The 18,257-nt window shown below is 71.9% G+C and carries 15 protein-coding genes; 13 read left to right on the top strand and 2 right to left on the bottom strand.

Annotated features, from left to right (window positions below; genetic code table 11):
- Positions 1 to 9 precede the first annotated feature (9 nt).
- The 9 genes from MRBLWH3_RS03610 to MRBLWH3_RS03570 all read left to right on the top strand — a co-directional run bounded on the left by MRBLWH3_RS03610 (position 10) and on the right by MRBLWH3_RS03570 (position 9,275).
- Entirely contained in the window at positions 10 to 975 is a 966-nt protein-coding gene (locus tag MRBLWH3_RS03610) for an alpha-ketoacid dehydrogenase subunit beta (RefSeq protein ID WP_363435263.1), read from the top strand.
- Between the two features lie 86 nt (positions 976 to 1,061).
- Positions 1,062 to 2,426, top strand: coding sequence for a dihydrolipoamide acetyltransferase family protein (locus tag MRBLWH3_RS03605; RefSeq protein ID WP_363428793.1), 1,365 nt, complete (start codon positions 1,062 to 1,064; stop codon positions 2,424 to 2,426).
- Positions 2,427 to 2,851: 425 nt separating this feature from the next.
- Positions 2,852 to 3,832, top strand: coding sequence for a metal ABC transporter solute-binding protein, Zn/Mn family (locus MRBLWH3_RS03600; RefSeq protein ID WP_363428791.1), 981 nt, complete (start codon positions 2,852 to 2,854; stop codon positions 3,830 to 3,832).
- The gene (locus tag MRBLWH3_RS03595) at positions 3,829 to 4,665 is read left to right on the top strand and encodes a metal ABC transporter ATP-binding protein (protein WP_363428789.1); all 837 of its coding nucleotides are present in this window, start codon (positions 3,829 to 3,831) and stop codon (positions 4,663 to 4,665) included. Before MRBLWH3_RS03600 ends, MRBLWH3_RS03595 begins: the two co-directional genes overlap by 4 nt.
- Positions 4,662 to 5,540, top strand: a complete 879-nt coding sequence (locus tag MRBLWH3_RS03590) for a metal ABC transporter permease (RefSeq protein ID WP_363428787.1) — start codon at positions 4,662 to 4,664, stop codon at positions 5,538 to 5,540. The genes MRBLWH3_RS03595 and MRBLWH3_RS03590 overlap by 4 nt, the downstream gene beginning before the upstream one ends.
- 45 nt (positions 5,541 to 5,585) lie before the next feature.
- On the top strand, positions 5,586 to 5,999 hold the full coding sequence (locus MRBLWH3_RS03585) for a Fur family transcriptional regulator (protein WP_363428785.1): 414 nt from the start codon (positions 5,586 to 5,588) through the stop codon (positions 5,997 to 5,999).
- Positions 5,986 to 7,053 carry a permease gene (locus MRBLWH3_RS03580; RefSeq protein ID WP_414685279.1) on the top strand — a complete coding sequence of 356 codons (1,068 nt, stop codon included), beginning with the start codon at positions 5,986 to 5,988 and terminating at the stop codon, positions 7,051 to 7,053. The genes MRBLWH3_RS03585 and MRBLWH3_RS03580 overlap by 14 nt, the downstream gene beginning before the upstream one ends.
- On the top strand, positions 7,046 to 7,864 hold the full coding sequence (locus tag MRBLWH3_RS03575; RefSeq protein WP_363428783.1) for a TIGR03943 family putative permease subunit: 819 nt from the start codon (positions 7,046 to 7,048) through the stop codon (positions 7,862 to 7,864). Before MRBLWH3_RS03580 ends, MRBLWH3_RS03575 begins: the two co-directional genes overlap by 8 nt.
- A complete protein-coding gene (locus MRBLWH3_RS03570) occupies positions 7,854 to 9,275 on the top strand; it encodes a hypothetical protein (protein ID WP_363428781.1) in 1,422 nt (473 codons plus the stop codon). The genes MRBLWH3_RS03575 and MRBLWH3_RS03570 overlap by 11 nt, the downstream gene beginning before the upstream one ends.
- 235 nt (positions 9,276 to 9,510) lie before the next feature.
- Here the strand turns inward: MRBLWH3_RS03570 and MRBLWH3_RS03565 are convergent, their stop codons facing one another.
- On the bottom strand, positions 9,511 to 11,151 hold the full coding sequence (locus MRBLWH3_RS03565; protein WP_363428779.1) for an MFS transporter: 1,641 nt from the start codon (positions 11,149 to 11,151) through the stop codon (positions 9,511 to 9,513).
- Between the two features lie 73 nt (positions 11,152 to 11,224).
- Here MRBLWH3_RS03565 and MRBLWH3_RS03560 point away from each other — a divergent pair, with 73 nt between their 5' ends.
- Complete coding sequence (locus tag MRBLWH3_RS03560; protein ID WP_363428777.1) at positions 11,225 to 11,902, top strand: DNA-3-methyladenine glycosylase; 678 nt, start codon at positions 11,225 to 11,227, stop codon at positions 11,900 to 11,902.
- Here the strand turns inward: MRBLWH3_RS03560 and MRBLWH3_RS03555 are convergent.
- On the bottom strand, positions 11,886 to 17,099 hold the full coding sequence (locus MRBLWH3_RS03555; protein WP_363428775.1) for an SCO7613 C-terminal domain-containing membrane protein: 5,214 nt from the start codon (positions 17,097 to 17,099) through the stop codon (positions 11,886 to 11,888). The two genes, MRBLWH3_RS03560 and MRBLWH3_RS03555, sit on opposite strands and share 17 nt — an antisense overlap.
- Positions 17,100 to 17,491: 392 nt before the next feature.
- Between MRBLWH3_RS03555 and rpmB the strand changes: the two genes are divergently transcribed.
- From rpmB to rpsN, 3 genes are read left to right on the top strand one after another with little or no spacing between them, the layout of a single operon-like run.
- Positions 17,492 to 17,728, top strand: coding sequence for a 50S ribosomal protein L28 (rpmB, locus tag MRBLWH3_RS03550; protein WP_013584774.1), 237 nt, complete (start codon positions 17,492 to 17,494; stop codon positions 17,726 to 17,728).
- Positions 17,728 to 17,898, top strand: a complete 171-nt coding sequence (gene rpmG, locus MRBLWH3_RS03545; RefSeq protein WP_018173550.1) for a 50S ribosomal protein L33 — start codon at positions 17,728 to 17,730, stop codon at positions 17,896 to 17,898. The genes rpmB and rpmG overlap by 1 nt, the downstream gene beginning before the upstream one ends.
- 3 nt (positions 17,899 to 17,901) lie before the next feature.
- Positions 17,902 to 18,207 (top strand): 30S ribosomal protein S14, encoded by a 306-nt coding sequence (rpsN, locus tag MRBLWH3_RS03540; protein WP_018173549.1) that lies wholly within the window; start codon positions 17,902 to 17,904, stop codon positions 18,205 to 18,207.
- Positions 18,208 to 18,257 lie beyond the last annotated feature (50 nt).

Genomic DNA, 18,257 nt, shown 5'->3' with positions numbered 1-18,257 from the left:
GCGCAGACCATGCCCTTCAGCCGGGCGATCAACGCCGGTCTGCGCGCCGCGCTCTCGGGCAGCGACCGGGTCCTCCTCATGGGTGAGGACATCGGCAAGCTCGGCGGTGTCTTCCGGGTGACCGAGGGCCTGCAGGCCGAGTTCGGCGAGCAGCGCGTGCTCGACACGCCGCTCGCCGAGTCCGGGCTCGTCGGCACCGCGATCGGACTCGCGATGGCGGGCTTCCGGCCGGTGGTGGAGATCCAGTTCGACGGGTTCGTCTTCCCGGCGTTCGACCAGATCACGACGCAGCTCGCGAAGCTCACGAACCGCCACGAGGGTGCGCTGCAGATGCCCGTCGTCATCCGCATCCCGTACGGCGGGCACATCGGCGCCGTCGAGCACCACCAGGAGAGCCCCGAGGCGTACTTCACGCACACGGCGGGCCTGCGGGTCGTGAGCCCGTCGACGCCGAACGACGGCTACTGGATGATCCAGGACGCCATCGCCTCGCCCGACCCGGTGATCTTCCTCGAGCCGAAGAGCAAGTACTGGCAGAAGGGCGAGGTCGACACGTCGGCGCGCGCGCTGCCCCTCCACGCGTCGCGCATCGTGCGCCGCGGCACCGACATCACCCTCGTCGGTCACGGCGCGATGGTGACGACGATGCTGCAGGCCGCGGCGCTCGCCGAGGCCGAGGGAACGAGCATCGAGGTCGTCGACCTCCGCTCGCTGTCGCCGGTGGACTACGGGCCGATCCTCGACTCCGTGCGCCGCACCGGCCGCATGGTCTACGCGCAGGAGGCGCCGGGCTTCACGTCGCTCGGCTCGGAGGTCGCCGCGAGCGTCATGGAGCGCGCGTTCTACGCGCTCGAGGCGCCCGTGCTGCGCGTGTCGGGCTTCGACGTGCCCTTCCCTCCCGCCAAGCTCGAGGGTGCGTACCTCCCCGACGCCGATCGCATCCTCGAGGCCGTCGACCGGTCCCTCGCCTACTGACCCCCCGCCCCGGACCGCGAGAGAACTCCACCTCTCGGCGACCAGCTGTACTCTCGCGAGAAGGGCGGGATCGAAAGGACTTCCGCATGAGCACCCAGACGTTCGTCCTCCCCGATGTCGGCGAAGGCCTCACCGAGGCCGAGATCGTTCAGTGGCGCGTCGGCCCCGGCGACACCGTCGCCGTCAACGACGTGCTCGTCGAGATCGAGACCGCCAAGTCCCTCGTCGAGCTCCCGTCGCCGTTCGCCGGTACCGTGGGCGACCTGCTCGCCGCCGAGGGTGAGACGGTGAACGTCGGTGCGGCGATCATCACCATCGCATCGGAGGCGGATGCTGCGGCCCCGGCGATCGTCGGACAGTCCGAGCACGGCGAGCCGGCCGAGGCTGCCGGCGAGGGCTCGGTGCTCGTCGGATACGGCACGGGCGGACACGTCCAGTCGCGGAGGCGCAAGCCCGCGGTTGCGGCCGAGGAGCGGGTCGCAGCATCCGTCGGGGTCATCGCCAAGCCGCCGATCCGCAAGCTCGCGCGCGATCTCGGCGTGGAGCTGTCGGCCGTCGCGCCCACCGGCCCTGCCGGCGAGGTGACCCGTGAGGACGTCGTGCGGCACGCGTCGCAGGCGAGTGTGTTCCGCAACATCGAGACCCCGGAGTGGGGTCGCGTGCGGGACGAGACGATCCCCGTCTCCACCGCCGCGCCCGCGTCCGGCCCGGCCGCCGTCGCACCGTCGACGCCGGCGCCCGACGCCGCCGGCCGCGAGGAGACCATCGCGGTGCGGGGCGTGCGCAAGGCGACGTCGTCCGCGATGGTGCAGTCGGCGTACTCGGCCCCGCACGTGTCGGTGTGGACCGACGTGGACGCCAGCCGCACCATGGAGCTCGTCAAGCGACTCAAGACCTCGCCGGACTTCGCCGACATCAAGGTGTCGCCGCTGCTGATCATGGCGCGCGCCGTGATCTGGGCGGCCCGCCGCACCCCCATGGTGAACGCGGCCTGGGCCGATGTCGAGGGTGGCGCCGAGATCCGCGTGCGCAACTACGTGAACCTCGGCATCGCCGCGGCGACGCCGCGCGGCCTGCTGGTTCCCAACATCAAGGACGCGCAGGACCTGTCGATGCGCGAGCTCGCCCGGGCGCTGGAGAAGCTCACGCTCACGGCGCGCGAGGGCAAGACGACCCCGGCCGACCAGCACGGCGGCACCATCACGATCACCAACATCGGCGTGTTCGGCATGGACGCGGGCACCCCGATCATCAACCCCGGCGAGGCGGGCATCGTGGCGCTCGGCACCATCCGCCAGAAGCCGTGGGTCGTCGACGGCGAGGTGCGTCCTCGCTGGGTCACGACCGTCGCCGGCTCGTTCGACCACCGCGTGGTCGACGGCGACGGCATGTCGCGCTTCATCGCCGATGTCGCGTCGATCCTCGAGGAGCCCGCCCTCCTCCTCGACTGAGGGTCTGTCCCCGTCATCATTCCTCAGGCCTCAGGCCTCGGGCAGCAGGCCTCAGGCCTCAGGCAGCAGCATCCGCTCCTCATTTGAGGACCTGAGCCGGGATGCGGAGTGCTCGAGCCGCATGGCTCCTCATCTCGGCAACGCTCCTCGATTGAGGAGCACGTTGCTGAGGTGCGCCGAGCTCGCGCGGGCAGCGCTTCGTCGTTCCCCGGGGCCCTGGCAGCAGCATCCGCTCCTCATCTGAGGACCAGAGCCGAGATGCGGAACGATCGAGCTCGTGGGCTCCGCATCGCAGCAATCCTCCTCAATCGAGGAACCGGTGTCGTCGGGCTCGCGTTGCTGCGTGAGCCGGAGGTTCATTGACGTTCAGGAGGCACCTCGGTGCAGATTTGAGAACGATTCTCATTAGCGTTAGGGTCGAAGGCATGACCTCCCTGCGACGTTCCCTGCCCGTGCTCGGCCTGGCGGCAGCATCCGTTCTCGTCCTCTCGGGATGCGCGGGTACCGCCGTCGGTGAAGACGCGGGCGACGGGATGATCGCGGTCGTGGCGTCGACCAATGTGTACGGCCAGATCGCCGAGGAGATCGGCGGCGACCTCGTCGACGTCACGTCGATCGTGACGAACGAATCTCAGGATCCGCACTCGTTCGAGCCCAGCGCGCGCGACCAGCTCGCCGTGTCGAAGGCCGACCTCGTGATCGAGAACGGCGGCGGGTACGACGCATTCATCGACGCGCTCATCGAGTCCAGCGGCACGGAGGCCCCGATCGTCACCGCTGTCGAGTACTCGCACGACTGGCCCGAGAACGCCGGCCACGACGAGGAGAGCGCCGACGACGACCACGACGCCCACGACCACGGCGACCACGAGCACGTCGAGGGGTTCAACGAGCACGTCTGGTACGACCCTCACACGATCGCGCACGTCGCCGAGGCCATCGCGGTCGAGCTCGGCGAGCTGAGCCCCGACGATGCCGAGACCTTCACCGCCAACGCCGAGGCCTTCGCCGCCGGGATCGCCGGCCTCGAGGTGTCGCTCGACGAGATCGGTGCGGCGGACGCCGGTGAGAAGGTGTTCGTCACCGAGCCCGTGCCGGCGTACCTCGTCGAGGCGGCCGGACTCGTGAACGCGACGCCCGCGAAGTTCAGCGAGGCGGTGGAAGAAGGACAGGATGTCGCGCCCGCGACGCTGCTCGAATCGCTTGCGCTCGTGCAGGGCGGCGAGGTGCGCGTCGTCATCACCAACACGCAGACCGGCGGCGCCGAGACGCAGGAGATCGTCGACGAGGCCGACGGGCTCGGCATCCCGGTGATCGCGTTCTCGGAAACGCTGCCGGAGGGGCAGACTTACATCTCGTGGATGCAGGCGAACATCGAGGCGCTGAACGGAGCGCTCCAGGCGTGACGCCGGCATCCCCCGGCGCGGGGCGTCCCGTCATCCTCAGCATCAGGGATGCCGCACTCCAGCGCGGCGACCGCGAACTCTGGGCGGGCCTCGATCTCGATGTGCACGCCGGCGAGCTCGTCGCCGTGCTCGGCCCGAGCGGCTCGGGCAAGACGACGCTGCTGCGCGCGATCCTCGGTCTCGAGCCGCTCTCGCGGGGAGCGATCAGCGTCGAGGGGCACGCGGTCGAGCACCGCGGCAGCCGCAGCATCGGCTACATCCCGCAGGCCCGGCCGCTGCCGCGCGACACGTCGCTGCGGGGCCGCGACCTGGTGACGCTCGGCGTCGACGGGCACCGCTTCGGCTTCCCGATCCCCCGCCGGAGCGATCGCGCGCGGGTCGACGCGCTCATCGACGCCGTCGGCGCGCGCGACTTCGCGGATCGACCCGTCGGCCTCCTCTCGGGCGGCGAGCAGCAGCGCCTTCGCGCGGGCCAGGCGCTGGCGGACGACCCGCGGCTCCTGCTCTGCGACGAGCCGCTCACGAGCCTCGACCTCGCGAACCAGCAGGCGGTCATCGGCCTCATCGACCGGCATCGCCGGGAGAAGGATGCCGCGGTCCTGCTCGTCACGCACGACATCAACCCGCTGCTGGGGAAGGTCGACCGCATCCTGTACATCGCCAACGGGCGGTTCACCCTCGGCACGCCGCAGGAGGTGCTCCGCTCCGACGTCCTCACGGCGCTGTACGGAGCGCACGTGTTCGTGCTGCGCGCGGGCGACCGGCTCGTGGTGGTCGGAGCGCCCGACGCCGAGGCATCCCACCACCATCACGACCACGGGGCTCACGAATGAACTGGAACGACATCGCGGACGCGATGTTCGGCGGGCTGCCCTATTACGGCGAGATCCTCGCGCTGGTGTCGAACTCGGTGTGGGCGGGCGCGGTGCTCGGGCTCGTCGGCGGGCTCGTGGGCGTCTTCGTCATGCAGCGCGACATGGCATTCGCGGTGCACGGCATCAGCGAGCTGTCGTTCGCGGGCGCCGCGGCGGCGCTCCTCATCGGCTGGGACGTGGTCACCGGGTCCATCGTGGGCTCGCTCATCGCGGCCGCCATCATCGGCGTGCTGGGGGCGAAGGCGCGCGACCGCAACTCGATCATCGGCGTGCTGATGCCGTTCGGGCTGGGTCTCGGCATCCTGTTCCTCTCCCTCTACGACGGCCGCAGCGCCAACCGCTTCAGCCTGCTCACCGGCCAGATCGTCTCGGTGCAGACCGGACAGCTCGGCTGGCTGATCGGGATCGGCGCGGTCGTGCTGCTCGGCCTGCTGCTCATCTGGCGCCCGCTTCGGTTCGACTCGCTCGACCCGCAGTCCGCCGCGGCACGCGGCGTACCGACCACCGCCGTGTCGCTCGGCTTCATGCTCCTTCTCGGCCTCATCGTGGCCGTCGCCGTGCACATCATCGGGGCGCTGCTGGTGATGGCCCTCCTCGTCACGCCCGCCGCCGCGGCCATGCGGATCGCGTCGGGGCCCCTCTCGGTGCCGCTGCTGTCGGCGCTGTTCGGCTTCGCGTCGGCGATCGGCGGCATCCTCCTCGCGATCATGGGCACCCTCCCGGTGAGCCCGTACATCACGACAATCTCGTTCCTGATCTACGTCGTGTGCCGAGCGGTCGGTGCCCGCCGCGGCCGCGTCGCCCGTGTCGCCCTGCCGGAGTCCGCCCGATGACCGGCGCCCGGATGACGCTCAGGACCCCTCGGTAGACTCGCCCCCATGGCTCAGCGCAACACGTGGCAGCGCGAACGCGTGCGCGAAGCGCTCTCGGACGCCCGCGGATTCGTCAGCGCGCAGTCGCTGCACGCCACCCTCCGCGGCGAGAACACCGGCATCGGACTGGCCACCGTGTACCGCGCCCTCGCCGGGCTCGCCGCCCAGGGCGAGGCGGATTCGCTGCAGAGCCCGGAGGGCGAGGCGCTCTATCGCGCCTGCTCCAGCACCGGCCATCACCACCATCTGATCTGCCGCTCCTGCGGACTGACCGTCGAGATCGAGGCGACGGACGTCGAGCAGTGGGCCAAGGGCACCGCCGAGCGCCACGGATTCCGCGACGCAGAACACGTCGTCGACATCTTCGGGCTCTGCGCGAGCTGCGCCGCCGCCCGGGATGTCCAGCGTGACGCGAACTGAGCCCGGCACGCGGGCGCGCTCGCCCGAGCACCGCCACGGATCGACGACGGATGCTGCGCCGCAGCCATCCGCGCATGCCCGTGCCCTGCTCTGGCTCGGCGTGGGCGTGGTCGTCGTCGCCGGCCTCTTCCTCATCGACTGGCTCGCGCCGACCCTGTTCCCGGCGTCCCTGCCCACCCGCGCGCAGGACGGGCTGACCCTCGCGATCAGCGTGCTCATCGAGTCGCTGCCGTTCGTGGCGCTCGGTGTGGTGCTGTCGATCGTCGTGCAGGTGTGGGTGCCCCCAGGCGTCATCGAGCGATGGATGCCGCGGCGCGGGTGGGCCCGACGCGCGGTGCTGTCACTCCTCGGCATGATCGTGCCGGTGTGCGAGTGCGGCAACGTACCGTTCGCGCGTGGCCTCCTCATGCGCGGATTCTCGGTGCCCGAGACTCTGACGTTCCTCATCGCGGCGCCGATCGTGAACCCCATCGTCATCATCACGACCCACCAGGCGTTCGGCTTCAGCGACGGCATCCTCATCGCGCGCCTGCTCGGCGGGTACGCGATCGCGAACCTCGTCGGATGGCTGTATTCGCGGCATCCGTCTCCCGACGCCCTGCTCACCGACCGCTTCCGCGACACGTGCGAGCTCGTGGTGCACGAGCCGGGCGGCAAGTGGCGGCGCACGCTCGCGCAGTTCGTGATCGAGCTGCGCGCGGTGATGCCGGCGCTCGTCATCGGCTCGGCGCTCGCCGGCGCGGTGCAGGTGCTCATCCCGCGCGAGGCGCTGCTCGCGATCGGCGCCAACCCCGCACTGTCGATCGTCGCGATGATGGCCCTCGCGATGGTGGTGTCGATCTGCTCGAACGTCGACGCGTTCTTCGCGCTGTCGTTCGCCTCGACCTTCACGCCCGGGTCGATCGTCGCGTTCCTGCTGGTCGGACCGCTCGTCGACGTCAAGATGCTCGCGCTGATGCGCACGACGTTCACATGGCGCACGCTCGGGGGCATCGTCGTGGTCGTCGTGCTGTCGGCCTTCGCGATCGGGACGGCGGTGAACCTCCTTGCGTAGAGCAGGCTTCGTCGGCACGCGGTGGCTCGGAGTCGGGCTGGCCGCGGCGCTCGCCGTCTTCACGATCTCCCTCGCGGTGACGGGACGGCTCGGGCTGTACATCAACCCCGACTCCACGTGGTTCGCGGTGTCGATGGCGGTGTTCGTGCTGATCGGCGCTGTGGCCTCGTTCGCGCTCCCGCTCGGGGCGGAGGCCGACCACGGCCACGACCACGGTCCGAAACCCTTCACCCCGCTCGTTGAGCGAGCGAGGAACGAGCGAGTCGAAACGCCTGAGCGCGGTCACGACCACGACCACCATGCCTCGCACCCTCTCGGGATCGCGGCCACGGTCGTCGGAGGGGTCGCGGCATCCGGGGTCGTCGTGCTCACCCTCGTGCTGCCCCCGGCCTCGCTGAGCGCGGAGCTCGCGATGTCGCGCGACGTGGGCGCGACGCCGCTGTTCGGCGGGGCCGACACGGTGCAGCTGGCCTCGACCGGCGACACCGCCTCGTTCGGGGTCGGCGAGTGGGCGACGGTGTTCGCGACGGCGACGAATCCCGACGCGTTCGACGGCGAGACCGTCGAGCTCACGGGGTTCGTGACGCCGGGAGAGGGCGACGCCTTCGACCTCACGCGCCTGGTCATCACGCACTGCGTCATCGACGCGCAACCCGCCAGCCTGCCCGTCGTGAGCGGCTCCGGCGCGCCCGACACCGGGCAGTGGGTCACGATCACCGGCACCGTGCGCTCCTCATCGGACGGTGAGCTCGTCGTCGACGCGGCCGCGGTCGAGGAGATCGCCGAACCCGAGGACCCGTATGAGTACTGACCGGACCTCGCGTCGCTCGCGGTCCCGGCGTCGCCGGGGCCGCGCGTTCGTCGGGACCTTCGCGATCGTCGTCGGCCTGCTGGCCGTTCTCGGGCTCGCCGGAGCGGCCGCGAGCGTCGCGCAGGGGCCCCGGGTGACGGAGGCGTACGTGGATCCGGAGGCGGCGGCCGCAGCATCCGGTGCCCGTCTCATCGTGACCACCACCCAGTCGCTCGCCGAAGTCGACCCGTCGCAGGTGACGATCACGCCCGCGACGCCGTTCGCCGTCGACACATCGGGGCGCAGCGTCGGCGTGCGGTTCACCCTGCCACTGTGGGACGACACGGAGTACACCGTCACGATCGACGATGTCGCCTCGCTCGGCGGCGGGCCGACCGCGACGATCACGCAGACCTTCCGCGCGCCGGCGGCCGAGGTGTTCCTGATGCAGCGCGGGACCAATGCCGGCGACCTCATCTACCGCACCGACCTCGCCGGGCAGAACGCGGTGCCGGTGTTCCGGCACGCGCACATCGAGGACTTCCGCGCGACGGCCCAGCACCTCGTCGTCTCGGTGCGCACCGACGACGATCAGGCCGGCCTCGTCGTGACCGACCTCGACGGCGAGAACGCGCACGAGCTGCCGCTCCCCGGAGACGGATACGTGTCGAATCTGCAGACCGCCGACCGCGGTGAGCGCATCGGGTACACCTTCTCGGACGCCGAGCTCAGCACCGACTCCGGCCGCGAGAGCCGGCTGTACACGGCGTCGCTCAGCGATCCCACCGCAGAACCGGTCGCGATCGAGGTCGAGGGCGCCGATCCCCGGGTCGCGGAGTGGCGCTTCGTGCCCGACACGGACAGCATCCTGCTCCTCTCCTTCGACGGCTCGCTGCTGCTGACCGGATCGGAGAGCTCGAGCAGCGCGCCGACCGCGCTCGGTGACGCGATGACGATCGAGGGCATCGCTCGCGGCTCCGGCGAGGCCGTGGTCGACCGCCCGGACCTCGCCGCCGTCATCGACCTCACCGACGCGAGCGAAGAGCCGCTCGTCGCGTCCGACATCGACCTCGGCGGCACCACCTCGGTGACGCCGCTCCCCGACGGCTCGACGATCCGCACAGCGGCGGTGCTCGACGCCGACGGCGTGCCGACCGGGCGCACATCGGTCGCCCGTGTGGGCGCGGACGGCGCCACGACCATGCTCACCGAGATCGCCGACACGGATGCCGTCATCCAGGTGTGCGTATCGCCCAGCGCCCGGTACCTCGCGGTGCTCGTGGCGCCTGACGCGGTGACGAACTCGTACGACACCTACCAGCACCCGCTGCCCGAGCGCCCCGAGACGCGCATCCTCGAGGTGGCCGACGGCGACCCCGTCGTCGCCCTCAACGGCGCCTCGATCTCATGGTGCCAGGTGCCCCCGCGCTGACCTCGAGGCGAGGCATCCGTTCGCGCTCCCTCACCCGCATCCGTTCGCGCTCCTCACCCGCCTCCGTTCGCGCTCCCTCACCCGCATCCGTTCGCGCTCCCTCACCCGCATCCGTTCGCGCTCCTCACCCGCATCCGTTCGCGCTCCTCAATTGAGGACGAGAGCCGAGATGCGGATGGCTCGCGCGGTTCTGGTCCGCATCTCGGCGCAGATCCTCAATTGAGGACGCGATGGGTCAGGAAGAGCGAGCGGATGCTGCGTCCTCGTCGTCCGTGTTCGAGGCCGCCGGAACCGGCAGCTTCGACGGCAGGCCGCTCGACAGCATGAGTCCGAGCAGGGTGAGGGCGAACACGAAGAAGAGCGACTGCCGCAGCGATTCGACCTGCGTATCGGCGTACAGCTGGGCGACCTCGGTGGCCGATTCAGGGTCGGCTCCGGCATCCGTCAAGAGGTCCTCGGCCTGCTGCTGCGAGATGATCGGCGCGCCCTTCGACGCCGACGCGACGACCTGGGCGCGGATGTCGTCGGGGATCGTCGTGCTCTGCTCCACCGCGGCGGTGAAGCCCGAGGTGAGGAGCAGGATGAAGACCGAGCCGACGATGGCCGTGCCGAACGACGACCCGAGGTTCTGGAACGTGCCCTGGAGCCCGCCGACCTCGGACGTGTCGGACTGGTCCACCGCCGACATGTTGACGTTGCCGAGCTGCGAGGCGAGCAGACCGAATCCGGCGCCGACCACGAACATGCCCGCGGCGAATGCGAAGTCGGCGAGCTCGGGCTGCACCGCGAGGAACACCACGAGCACGCCGAGGCCCAGCGTGAGCTGCCCGACGCGGCCGATGTTCCGCGCCGACCGCACCGTCGAGAGCCGCGATCCGAGGATCGAGAACAGGATGAGCCCGAGCGAAAGCGGGAGGATCTTGAGGCCGGTCTGCAGCGCGTCGAACCCGAGGATCGTCTGCAGGTAGACCGGAACGACGAAGAACAGAGCGGCGATCGCGAAGTACTGCGCCATGAACATCGTCAGGCCGCTGCGCAGCGCGGTGATGCGCAGCAGGCTGACTTTCAGCAGCGGAACGCGGCCGCTCCGCTCGAGCTGCTGCTGCCGCATCACGAACAGCCACAGCACGACGAGGGACAGCAGGATCATGTAGGCGACCGGTGAGATGCCGAGCGGGGCGAACGGCTGGCCATTGATCACCGGCGGGTCGAGCGGCTGGAACCAGCCCCAGGTCTTGGACTGCAGGATGCCGTAGACCAAGAGGCCCAGACCGAGTGCCGACAGCACGACGCTGAGCAGGTCGATGCGCAGGGTGCGGTCGCCGGGCACGTCTTTGATCCGGCCCGACACGATCAGCACGAGGGTCATGACGACGGCTTCGGCGACGAAGACGTAGCGCCACGACGAGTACGTGGTGACGAGGCCGCCGATGAGGGGGCCCGCGGCGGCGGCACCGCCGGTGACGGCGCCGAGCACTGCGAAGGCGACCACGCGCTCGCGGCCGGTGTAGTTGATCGCCGCGAGGGCGGCGATCGCGGGGATCACGAGCACGGCACCGAGGCCCTCGACGAGCGACCAGCCGAGCATCAGAACAGTGAGGTTGGGGCTCAGCGCGGTGGTCAGCGAGCCGATGCCGTAGATGACGGAGCCGATGCGGAAGGCGAGGCTGCGGCCCCAGCGGTCGCCGAGCTTGCCGCCGGTGAGCATGAACGCCGCCATCGTGAGCGCGTAGAACGTGATCGCGGCCTGCATGCCCGAGATGTCGGTGCCGAGATCGTGCGCGACGGTGGAGATCGAGACGTTCATCACCGTGCTGTCGAGCACCATGATGAACTGCGAGACGCTCAGCAGGATGAGCACGAACCATTTCCCCATGCGCGAACAGTAGCGCTCGCCGAGGCGGCGCGACGCGGTTGTTGCGTCGGCGCGCGGACGTAGACTCGGCCCCATGGCGCGGGACCTCTGGCGTGCGGCGACCCGCGCAGACCTGCAGGGCCTTCCGGCCGACGTCGCGCCCCGCCTGCTCGGGGCACGCCTGACAACGGTGGTCGAAGGCGAGACGGTGGTAGTGCGACTCACGGAGGTCGAGGCGTACCACGGTCGCGGCACCGGGCCGGTGCCTGATCCCGGCTCGCACGCGCGCATGGGCCAGACCGCCCGCAACGCCACGATGTGGGGCGAGCCCGGCCACCTGTACGTCTATCTCAGCCACGGCATCCACTCCTGCGTCAACGTCGTGTGCGGGCCCGACGGGGTCGCCGGCGGTGTGCTGCTGCGGGCGGGTCAGGTGAGGGAGGGGACGGATGCTGCGACCCGCCGCCGGCCCGCGGCCAAGACACCGCGCGACCTGGCTCGCGGGCCCGGCCGGTTCGGCGATGCGGTGGGGCTGCGGCATCCGTTGCACGACGGCATCGACGCGATCACCGGTGCGCCGCTGCAGGGCGCGGTGGCGAGGCTCGAGCTGCTCGCCGACCCGCTCGCCGAGGTCGCGTCGGGGCCGCGCGTCGGCGTCGCAGGCGTGGCCGGCACCGCCGCGTTCCCGTGGCGGTACTGGATCCCGGGCGATGAGACGGTGTCGCCGTTCCGCTGGGGGCGCGGCGCGCGGGAAGTCAGCGAAGCGACGTGACCGCGACGACGGTCGTGCGCAGCGCCCTCATGTTCTTCTCGTAGCGGGCGGCCATGAAGATGAGCAGCGCGCCGCCCACCCCGAGCCAGAGCCACCACGGCACCGCCACGTAGGCGGTGGAGATCCAGGGCCACAGCTGGGCGACCCCGTGCACGATCAGCACCGCGGAGCCCAGCAGGAGCGGCGCCTGCAGTCGGTAGACCGCCCCCACCACCACCATCGCGAGTGCCACGACGCCGAGCGACACGATGCGCCACAGCTCGGACTCCCCCAGCCAGGGCTCGTCCGCGGCGCCCGACCCGCCGAAGTCGTGCAGCAGCGACGGCACCGTCAGCAGCGCGAGCCACGGGCCGAGCGTGGGCCAGGTGCGCGACCGCGGTGCACGTCGCAGAGTGCGCACGCCGTACACGATCCCGCCGAGGGCCGGTGGCACCGTGACGAGTTCGCTGGGCCGGACGTCACCGACGGTGAGCGCCATGATGCCGAAGCCCGCACCCGCGAGGGCGGCCGCGACCGGCAGGGCCAGGCCGAGCCGCCTGCGCGCGGCGGTGCCGACGACGGTGGCGGCGGTGAGCGCCGACATCACCGCCGCGGTGCGGAGCTCGTCGCCCGACTGCTGCACGAGCAGCAGCTGCAGCTCGGCGAGGGCGAACAGCGCCGAGGCGACCGCGAAGCCCGCGCCGGCGGTGAGGCCGACGGCGCGCGACGGCGTCGCGCGGATCGCCGCGATCGCGACCGCGACCGCGATCCCCGCGCCGGCGACCGCCCAGAGGTCGGGCTCGAGGCCGCCGGCGGGCGCGATCTCGAGGAACCGGATACCGCACGCGACCACCGCGACGACGAGCCCGCCCACGGCGAGCACGCCGCCCAGCGGTGCCCAGTGGCGCAGACTCAGCACCGAGGCGCCGGCCACCCCGAGCGCGCCGCCGATGACGGCGGTCACGGTCGTGAGCACGAGATCGGCTTCGGGACGCGTGAGCGACATCGCGACGAGCAGGGCGGCGCCGGAGCCGGCGAGGACGGCCGCGCCGCGGGCGGCGGCGGGTGCCGAGCCGCGTGCCGTCAGCAGGACCGCCACCGCGATGACACCCAGGCCCACGACGATGGCCACCGCGGCGTCACCTTCGAAGCCGGGCGGGACGAGCCCACGCAGCCCCATCACGACCGCGGCGAGGCCGAGCAGCATCGCCGTCGGCGTGCGCAGGGTCCAGACGTCGACGAATCGCGGGGTCTGCCGCGCGGACGGTGTGACGGCGACACCGGCGGGCGGCGCGAACTCCGGCGGCACGGCAGGCTGCACCGGGGGTGCGGCGGGCGTGGCGTAGGAGGAGAACTGCTCGGCCGGCACCTCGCGCGCGGGCTCCCGCACCGCGGCCGCTCCGCCCGCAGCGGCGAGGGTGAGTGCCACGTACGCCCAGATCCGCGCAGGTTCCGCCGCGACGAGGAGGCTCGGCGCGCTGGCGAGCACGACACCCACGATCCACGCAGGCCCCTCCGAACCGGGCCATGCGGCGCCCGCCCGCCGCCGACGGAGCATGCCGAGGACGGCGCCGGCGAGGCACATCGCGGCGACGGGGAGCGACACCGCCTCGACCTCGGACGCCGCGCCGAGGAACCAGCCCGCCACTCCCACGACGAAGGCGCCCGCGAGCGAGATCCAGCGGGTGGTGCCCGTCAGGGGCAGGCTGTCGAATCCCGCCGCCGAGAGGTGCAGCGCGGCGAGCATGATGATCGTCCCGGCGACGATGCGCGGCTCGTCGGCGACCGGCACGATCGCGACGACCGCGGCGACGAGGGCCGCCGGAGGCACGACGAGCGCGTACAGGCCCGACGAGAGGCGGCTCGGCCGGGCGAGGGCCATGCCCCAGCCTGACGCGTACGCGACCGCGACCAGCAGCACGAGCCAGAGCACCTGCGACCCCTGCCCCTCGAAGGCGCGCTCGACGGCGACGAGTCCGACCGAGACCACCGCGACCGCGGCGCCGAGCGCAGCGGCGGGACGGATGCTGCGCACCGGTGTGAACGACAGCGCCAGGCACACCGCCACCGCGACGAGCGCGATGACCGCGCCGCGCAGCGGCTCCCCGGTCCACCCCGCGACGGCGGGCGCCCAGAGACCGAGGGCGAGACCGCCGGTCAGCGCGACGCTCCCCTCCGCGCGACGGCGCAGCCGCACCAGGAGCACCGCGAAGGCCACGAGCACGACGGCCGACGGCACCACGTACGACTCCACGGTGAAGGAGGTGCCGGGGGTCCCGGCATCCAGCCACGACCACCACGCGATGATCGCCGCCGCGACCGCCGGCCATGCCAGAAGGCGACGGGGGGCGTCGGGGAGCGGCATCCCGTCCCGCTTCGTCGCGAAGCGATCGTCGGCCGCGTCGGCTGCGATCGCCCCCACCCAGCCACGGGAGATGGATGCCGCCGCGAAGCCGAGGGCGACGAGCGCGAGTGCGGCCCACACGAGCAGAGGCGTCACCGGCCACACCACGACGAGCACGGTGAGAGCTGCGCCGAGGTCGGCGGCCAGTCGGCGCAGCACTGCGGGGCGCGGTCGCGGCGGTGCGGGCGCGATGTCGGCCGGCACCCGCGGCGCCGTCGCCGGCGGAGCCTCGGCGCCCGCGCGATGACGGAGCGCGGTGGCCGCCGAGACGAGCGGCACGACGACCGCGGCGGCGGTCAGGGCGAGCGGAGCCCAGTCCGCGTCGCGCAGGCCGACGGCGCTGAGCACGTCGTACGTCGTCGCGGCCGCGACCGGCGCCGTCAGGGCCGCGGCCAGGATCGGGGGCACTCCGGCGATGCGGGTCGGGCCGAACGCGACGATCGTGAGTCCCGTGAGCAGGAGTGCGCCGCGCGCGATGCCGAGGCCCGGCTCGCCGATCGCGGTCAGCAGCGGGTTCGCCGGCACACCGCTGCCCGGCGTCGTCACCGTCGTGAACGCGCCGATGAGGCCGAACACCACGAGCACCTCGGCGGAGGTGGCCAGCGCGGTGCGGCTGGCGCGCTCCACCGGCAGCGCGATCGCAGCGATCAGGGCTGCCAGAGCCACCCACTGCAGCAGCGCCGCGATGACCGGTCCCCCCGCGCCCGTCAGGCCCGTCACGGCAGCGAGGGCGCTCGGAGCGAAGATCGTCGACAGCGCGGCGACGGCGACGGGAGCGACGGCCGCGGCCACCGCCGCGACGTCGGTCGGCCGCAGCACCATCCGCAGGGCGATGGGGTACGCCATCGCGGAGGCGATTCCGACGAGCCACAGCCACGGCGCGGCCGCGCCGCCGACGTACGCCGTCACGGCGGCGGTCCCGCCGGCGACCAGGTACCCGATCGGGACTCCTCGCGCCGCGATGCCGGTGTCGGGATCGGGCTCGGCGACGGCCGGACCGCCGCGGCGGCGATGGCCGCCCCGGACGATCGCGACGACCGCGACGGTGAGGACGACCAGCGCGACCGCGATGCCGACGAGGACGGCGGGCACCGCGGTGCGGGCACCCGCGACCAGCAGGAGGATCGTCGCCACCGTCGGGACGAGCCGGCGTGGCAGCGGGCGGGCGAGCGTGGGCGCGGCGAACAGCAGTCCCGCGATGACCGCCCCGGAGATCAGCGCGAGCAGTGGCGCCTCCGGCGCCGCGGCGGGGAGGGCGAAGGCGTCCGTCCGCCACACCGTCCACGAGGCGCCGATCGCGGTGACGGCCGTCATTCCCCAGGCGAGCAGCACGACGACGATCGACGACCCTCCGACGATGGCGGAGGCGATCGCCGCAGGCAGCCACGCGGGGGTGCCGCGGCGGTTCCGTACGACGTCGATGACGACGGCGACGAGCACGGCCATCACCGGTGCGACGAGCACGCCGTACAGGGGCAGGTCGCTGCGGAGAGCGAGCTGCCAGCCCGCCAGACCCGCCGCGGCCGTCGCGACGACCGAGCCGACCCCGGAGACCATGCCCGCCGCGGGCAGGGGTGCGCCGTCGACCGGGCGGTGGGCGAGCCACGCGTGGGCGATGCCGAGCACGACCAGCCCGAGGGTGGACCAGATCACGACAGGCAGCGCGTCCCAGGTCATGAAGGCCGCGGTGAGACCCGCCGCGACCAGCGCCCCCGCGCCGCTCAGCGCGAGCACGAGGCGCTCGGCGACGGCGTCCGCGCCGCGCCGCGCCGACGAGAGGGGTGCGGGGAGCGCGTGCACCAGGCCGCCGGCCGCGGCCCCGAGCAGGCCGGCCGTCAGCGCCTCTGCGGTGGGCAGCGACGTCAGACCGCCCACGAGGAAACCGAGGCCCGCGGGCAGGGCGAGCGAGGCGGCGAGGTCGGGTCCGCGCAGGTGCGAGATCCGCGCCCAGACGCGGCAGAGCACCGCGACGACGAGGGCAGACACTCCCGCGTACAGGGAGGCATCGGTCGACCCGGTGCCGAACAGGTCGTTCGCCCGCACGGCCCACGCGTCGAGTGCGAGCAGTCCCACGCCGAGCACGCCGATCGCCTCGGCCGTCGCCCCCAGATCGCGACGGCGCAGCCACGACGCCAGCGCGATGGTGGCCAGCGTGATGCCGCCGATGATGAGCGCCCGCACGGCGATGCCGGCGACGAACCACGCCAGCAGCAGGAAGAACACGGCGGCGACGCCGACCAGCGAGACCCCGACGATCAGCAGCAGCACCGGGACGGTCAGCCGGCGACGGTGAGCGGATGTCGTCACCGCCGCGGACGCGGACGCCCCAGGGCCCTGAGGCACCGAGGCGGCGGGCGCGGGTGGTGTGGGCGGTCGCGAGGGCACCACGATCTCGGCTGCCCTCGTGGGAGCCGAGATGGCGGACCCCGGCACGGTGACGAGCCCGATCGCGTCGGGGGTCGTGAGAGACGTCACGTCCGCGGGCCCGGCGACGACCGTGACCGCGCCCGTCTCTGCCGCGACGGGCACGGGCATTGCAGCGAAGGTCGCGGGCGCAGCATCCGTCGTCGCCGTCGCAGCCGTCACGTGCGCGAGGCGGATCGTGTCCATCAGCTGCTGGCGCGACAGTTCGAGCGTGAGCATCTGGCGGCCGATCTCCAGGACGCGGGGCGCTCGCGGGTCGGCCAGCGCGAATCCGCACGCCTGGCATACCTGCGCCGTGACGGCGGTGAAGCACGACGGGCACCGGTGCGCGTCGGCGAGATCGAAGGGAGACGCGGGCCACAGGGGGCCGTCGTCGTGCGATTCGCTCATGTCATCCCCTCTCCGGGATTGACGACATGGTCCAGGAAGATCCGCCGCGCGCGCGAGAATTTGTGGACAGCCACAGGCCCCTCGGCGCCCCGGGCGGTTCGCATTGGACCACTTGCCAGGAAAGATTCCTGCCCCGGAATATAGCGGCGCTCGCACGGAGCGCCCTGCAACCTCGACGCGCGGAGGCGGAACCGGGCGGCGTCAAGTCCGACACGCCGTCCGTGCTAGACTGACTCTTTGTCTGCGCGCCTCCAGCACGCAGTACGTGTCTCGACTCGCTTCGCTTGCTCAACGACCGGAAGATTCCGGCCGGTGGCGGCGCATGCATCGAGATGCAGACAAGGGATCTTGGGTGGGGCCGTCCGGCCCCACGGTACTAAGGAGACATCACTATGGCAGCAGTGTGCCAGGTGACTGGAGCGGTTCCCGGCTTCGGTCACAACATCTCGCACTCGCACCGCCGGACGAAGCGCCGCTTCGACCCGAACGTGCAGAAGAAGACCTACTTCGTTCCGTCGCTGGGTCGCAACATCAAGCTGAACGTTTCGGCCAAGGGCATCAAGGTCATCGACGCCCGCGGCATCGAGGCGGTCGTGCGTGACCTCCAGGCGAAGGGTGTGAAGCTCTAATGGCCAAGAAGGCACAGGACGTCCGTCCGATCATCAAGCTGCGTTCGACCGCGGGCACGGGTTACACCTACGTCACGCGCAAGAACCGCCGCAACAACCCCGACCGCATCGTGCTCAAGAAGTACGACCCGGTCATCCGCAAGCACGTCGATTTCCGAGAGGAGCGTTGATCCATGGCTAAGAAGAGCAAGATCGCGCGCAACAAGCAGCGCCAGGAGGTCGTCGACCGCTACGCCGCCAAGCGCCTCGAACTGAAGAAGGCGCTCGTCTCGCCGACGTCGACCGACGAGGAGCGCGAAGCCGCTCGCGTGGGCCTGCAGAAGCTGCCCCGCAATGCGTCGCCGGTCCGCCTGCGTTCCCGCGACGTCATCGACGGCCGCCCCCGCGGTGTCCTCACGAAGTTCGGCATCTCGCGTGTCCGCTTCCGTGACATGGCGCACCGTGGCGAGCTGCCCGGCGTGACCAAGTCGAGCTGGTAAGCACCCGCTTCACAGAGGGCCCGGAGTTTCTCGGAACTCCGGGCCCTCTG

This window comes from Microbacterium sp. LWH3-1.2, from assembly GCF_040675855.1.
GTDB lineage: Bacteria > Actinomycetota > Actinomycetes > Actinomycetales > Microbacteriaceae > Microbacterium.
This window is presented reverse-complemented; position numbering and strand designations above follow the sequence as displayed.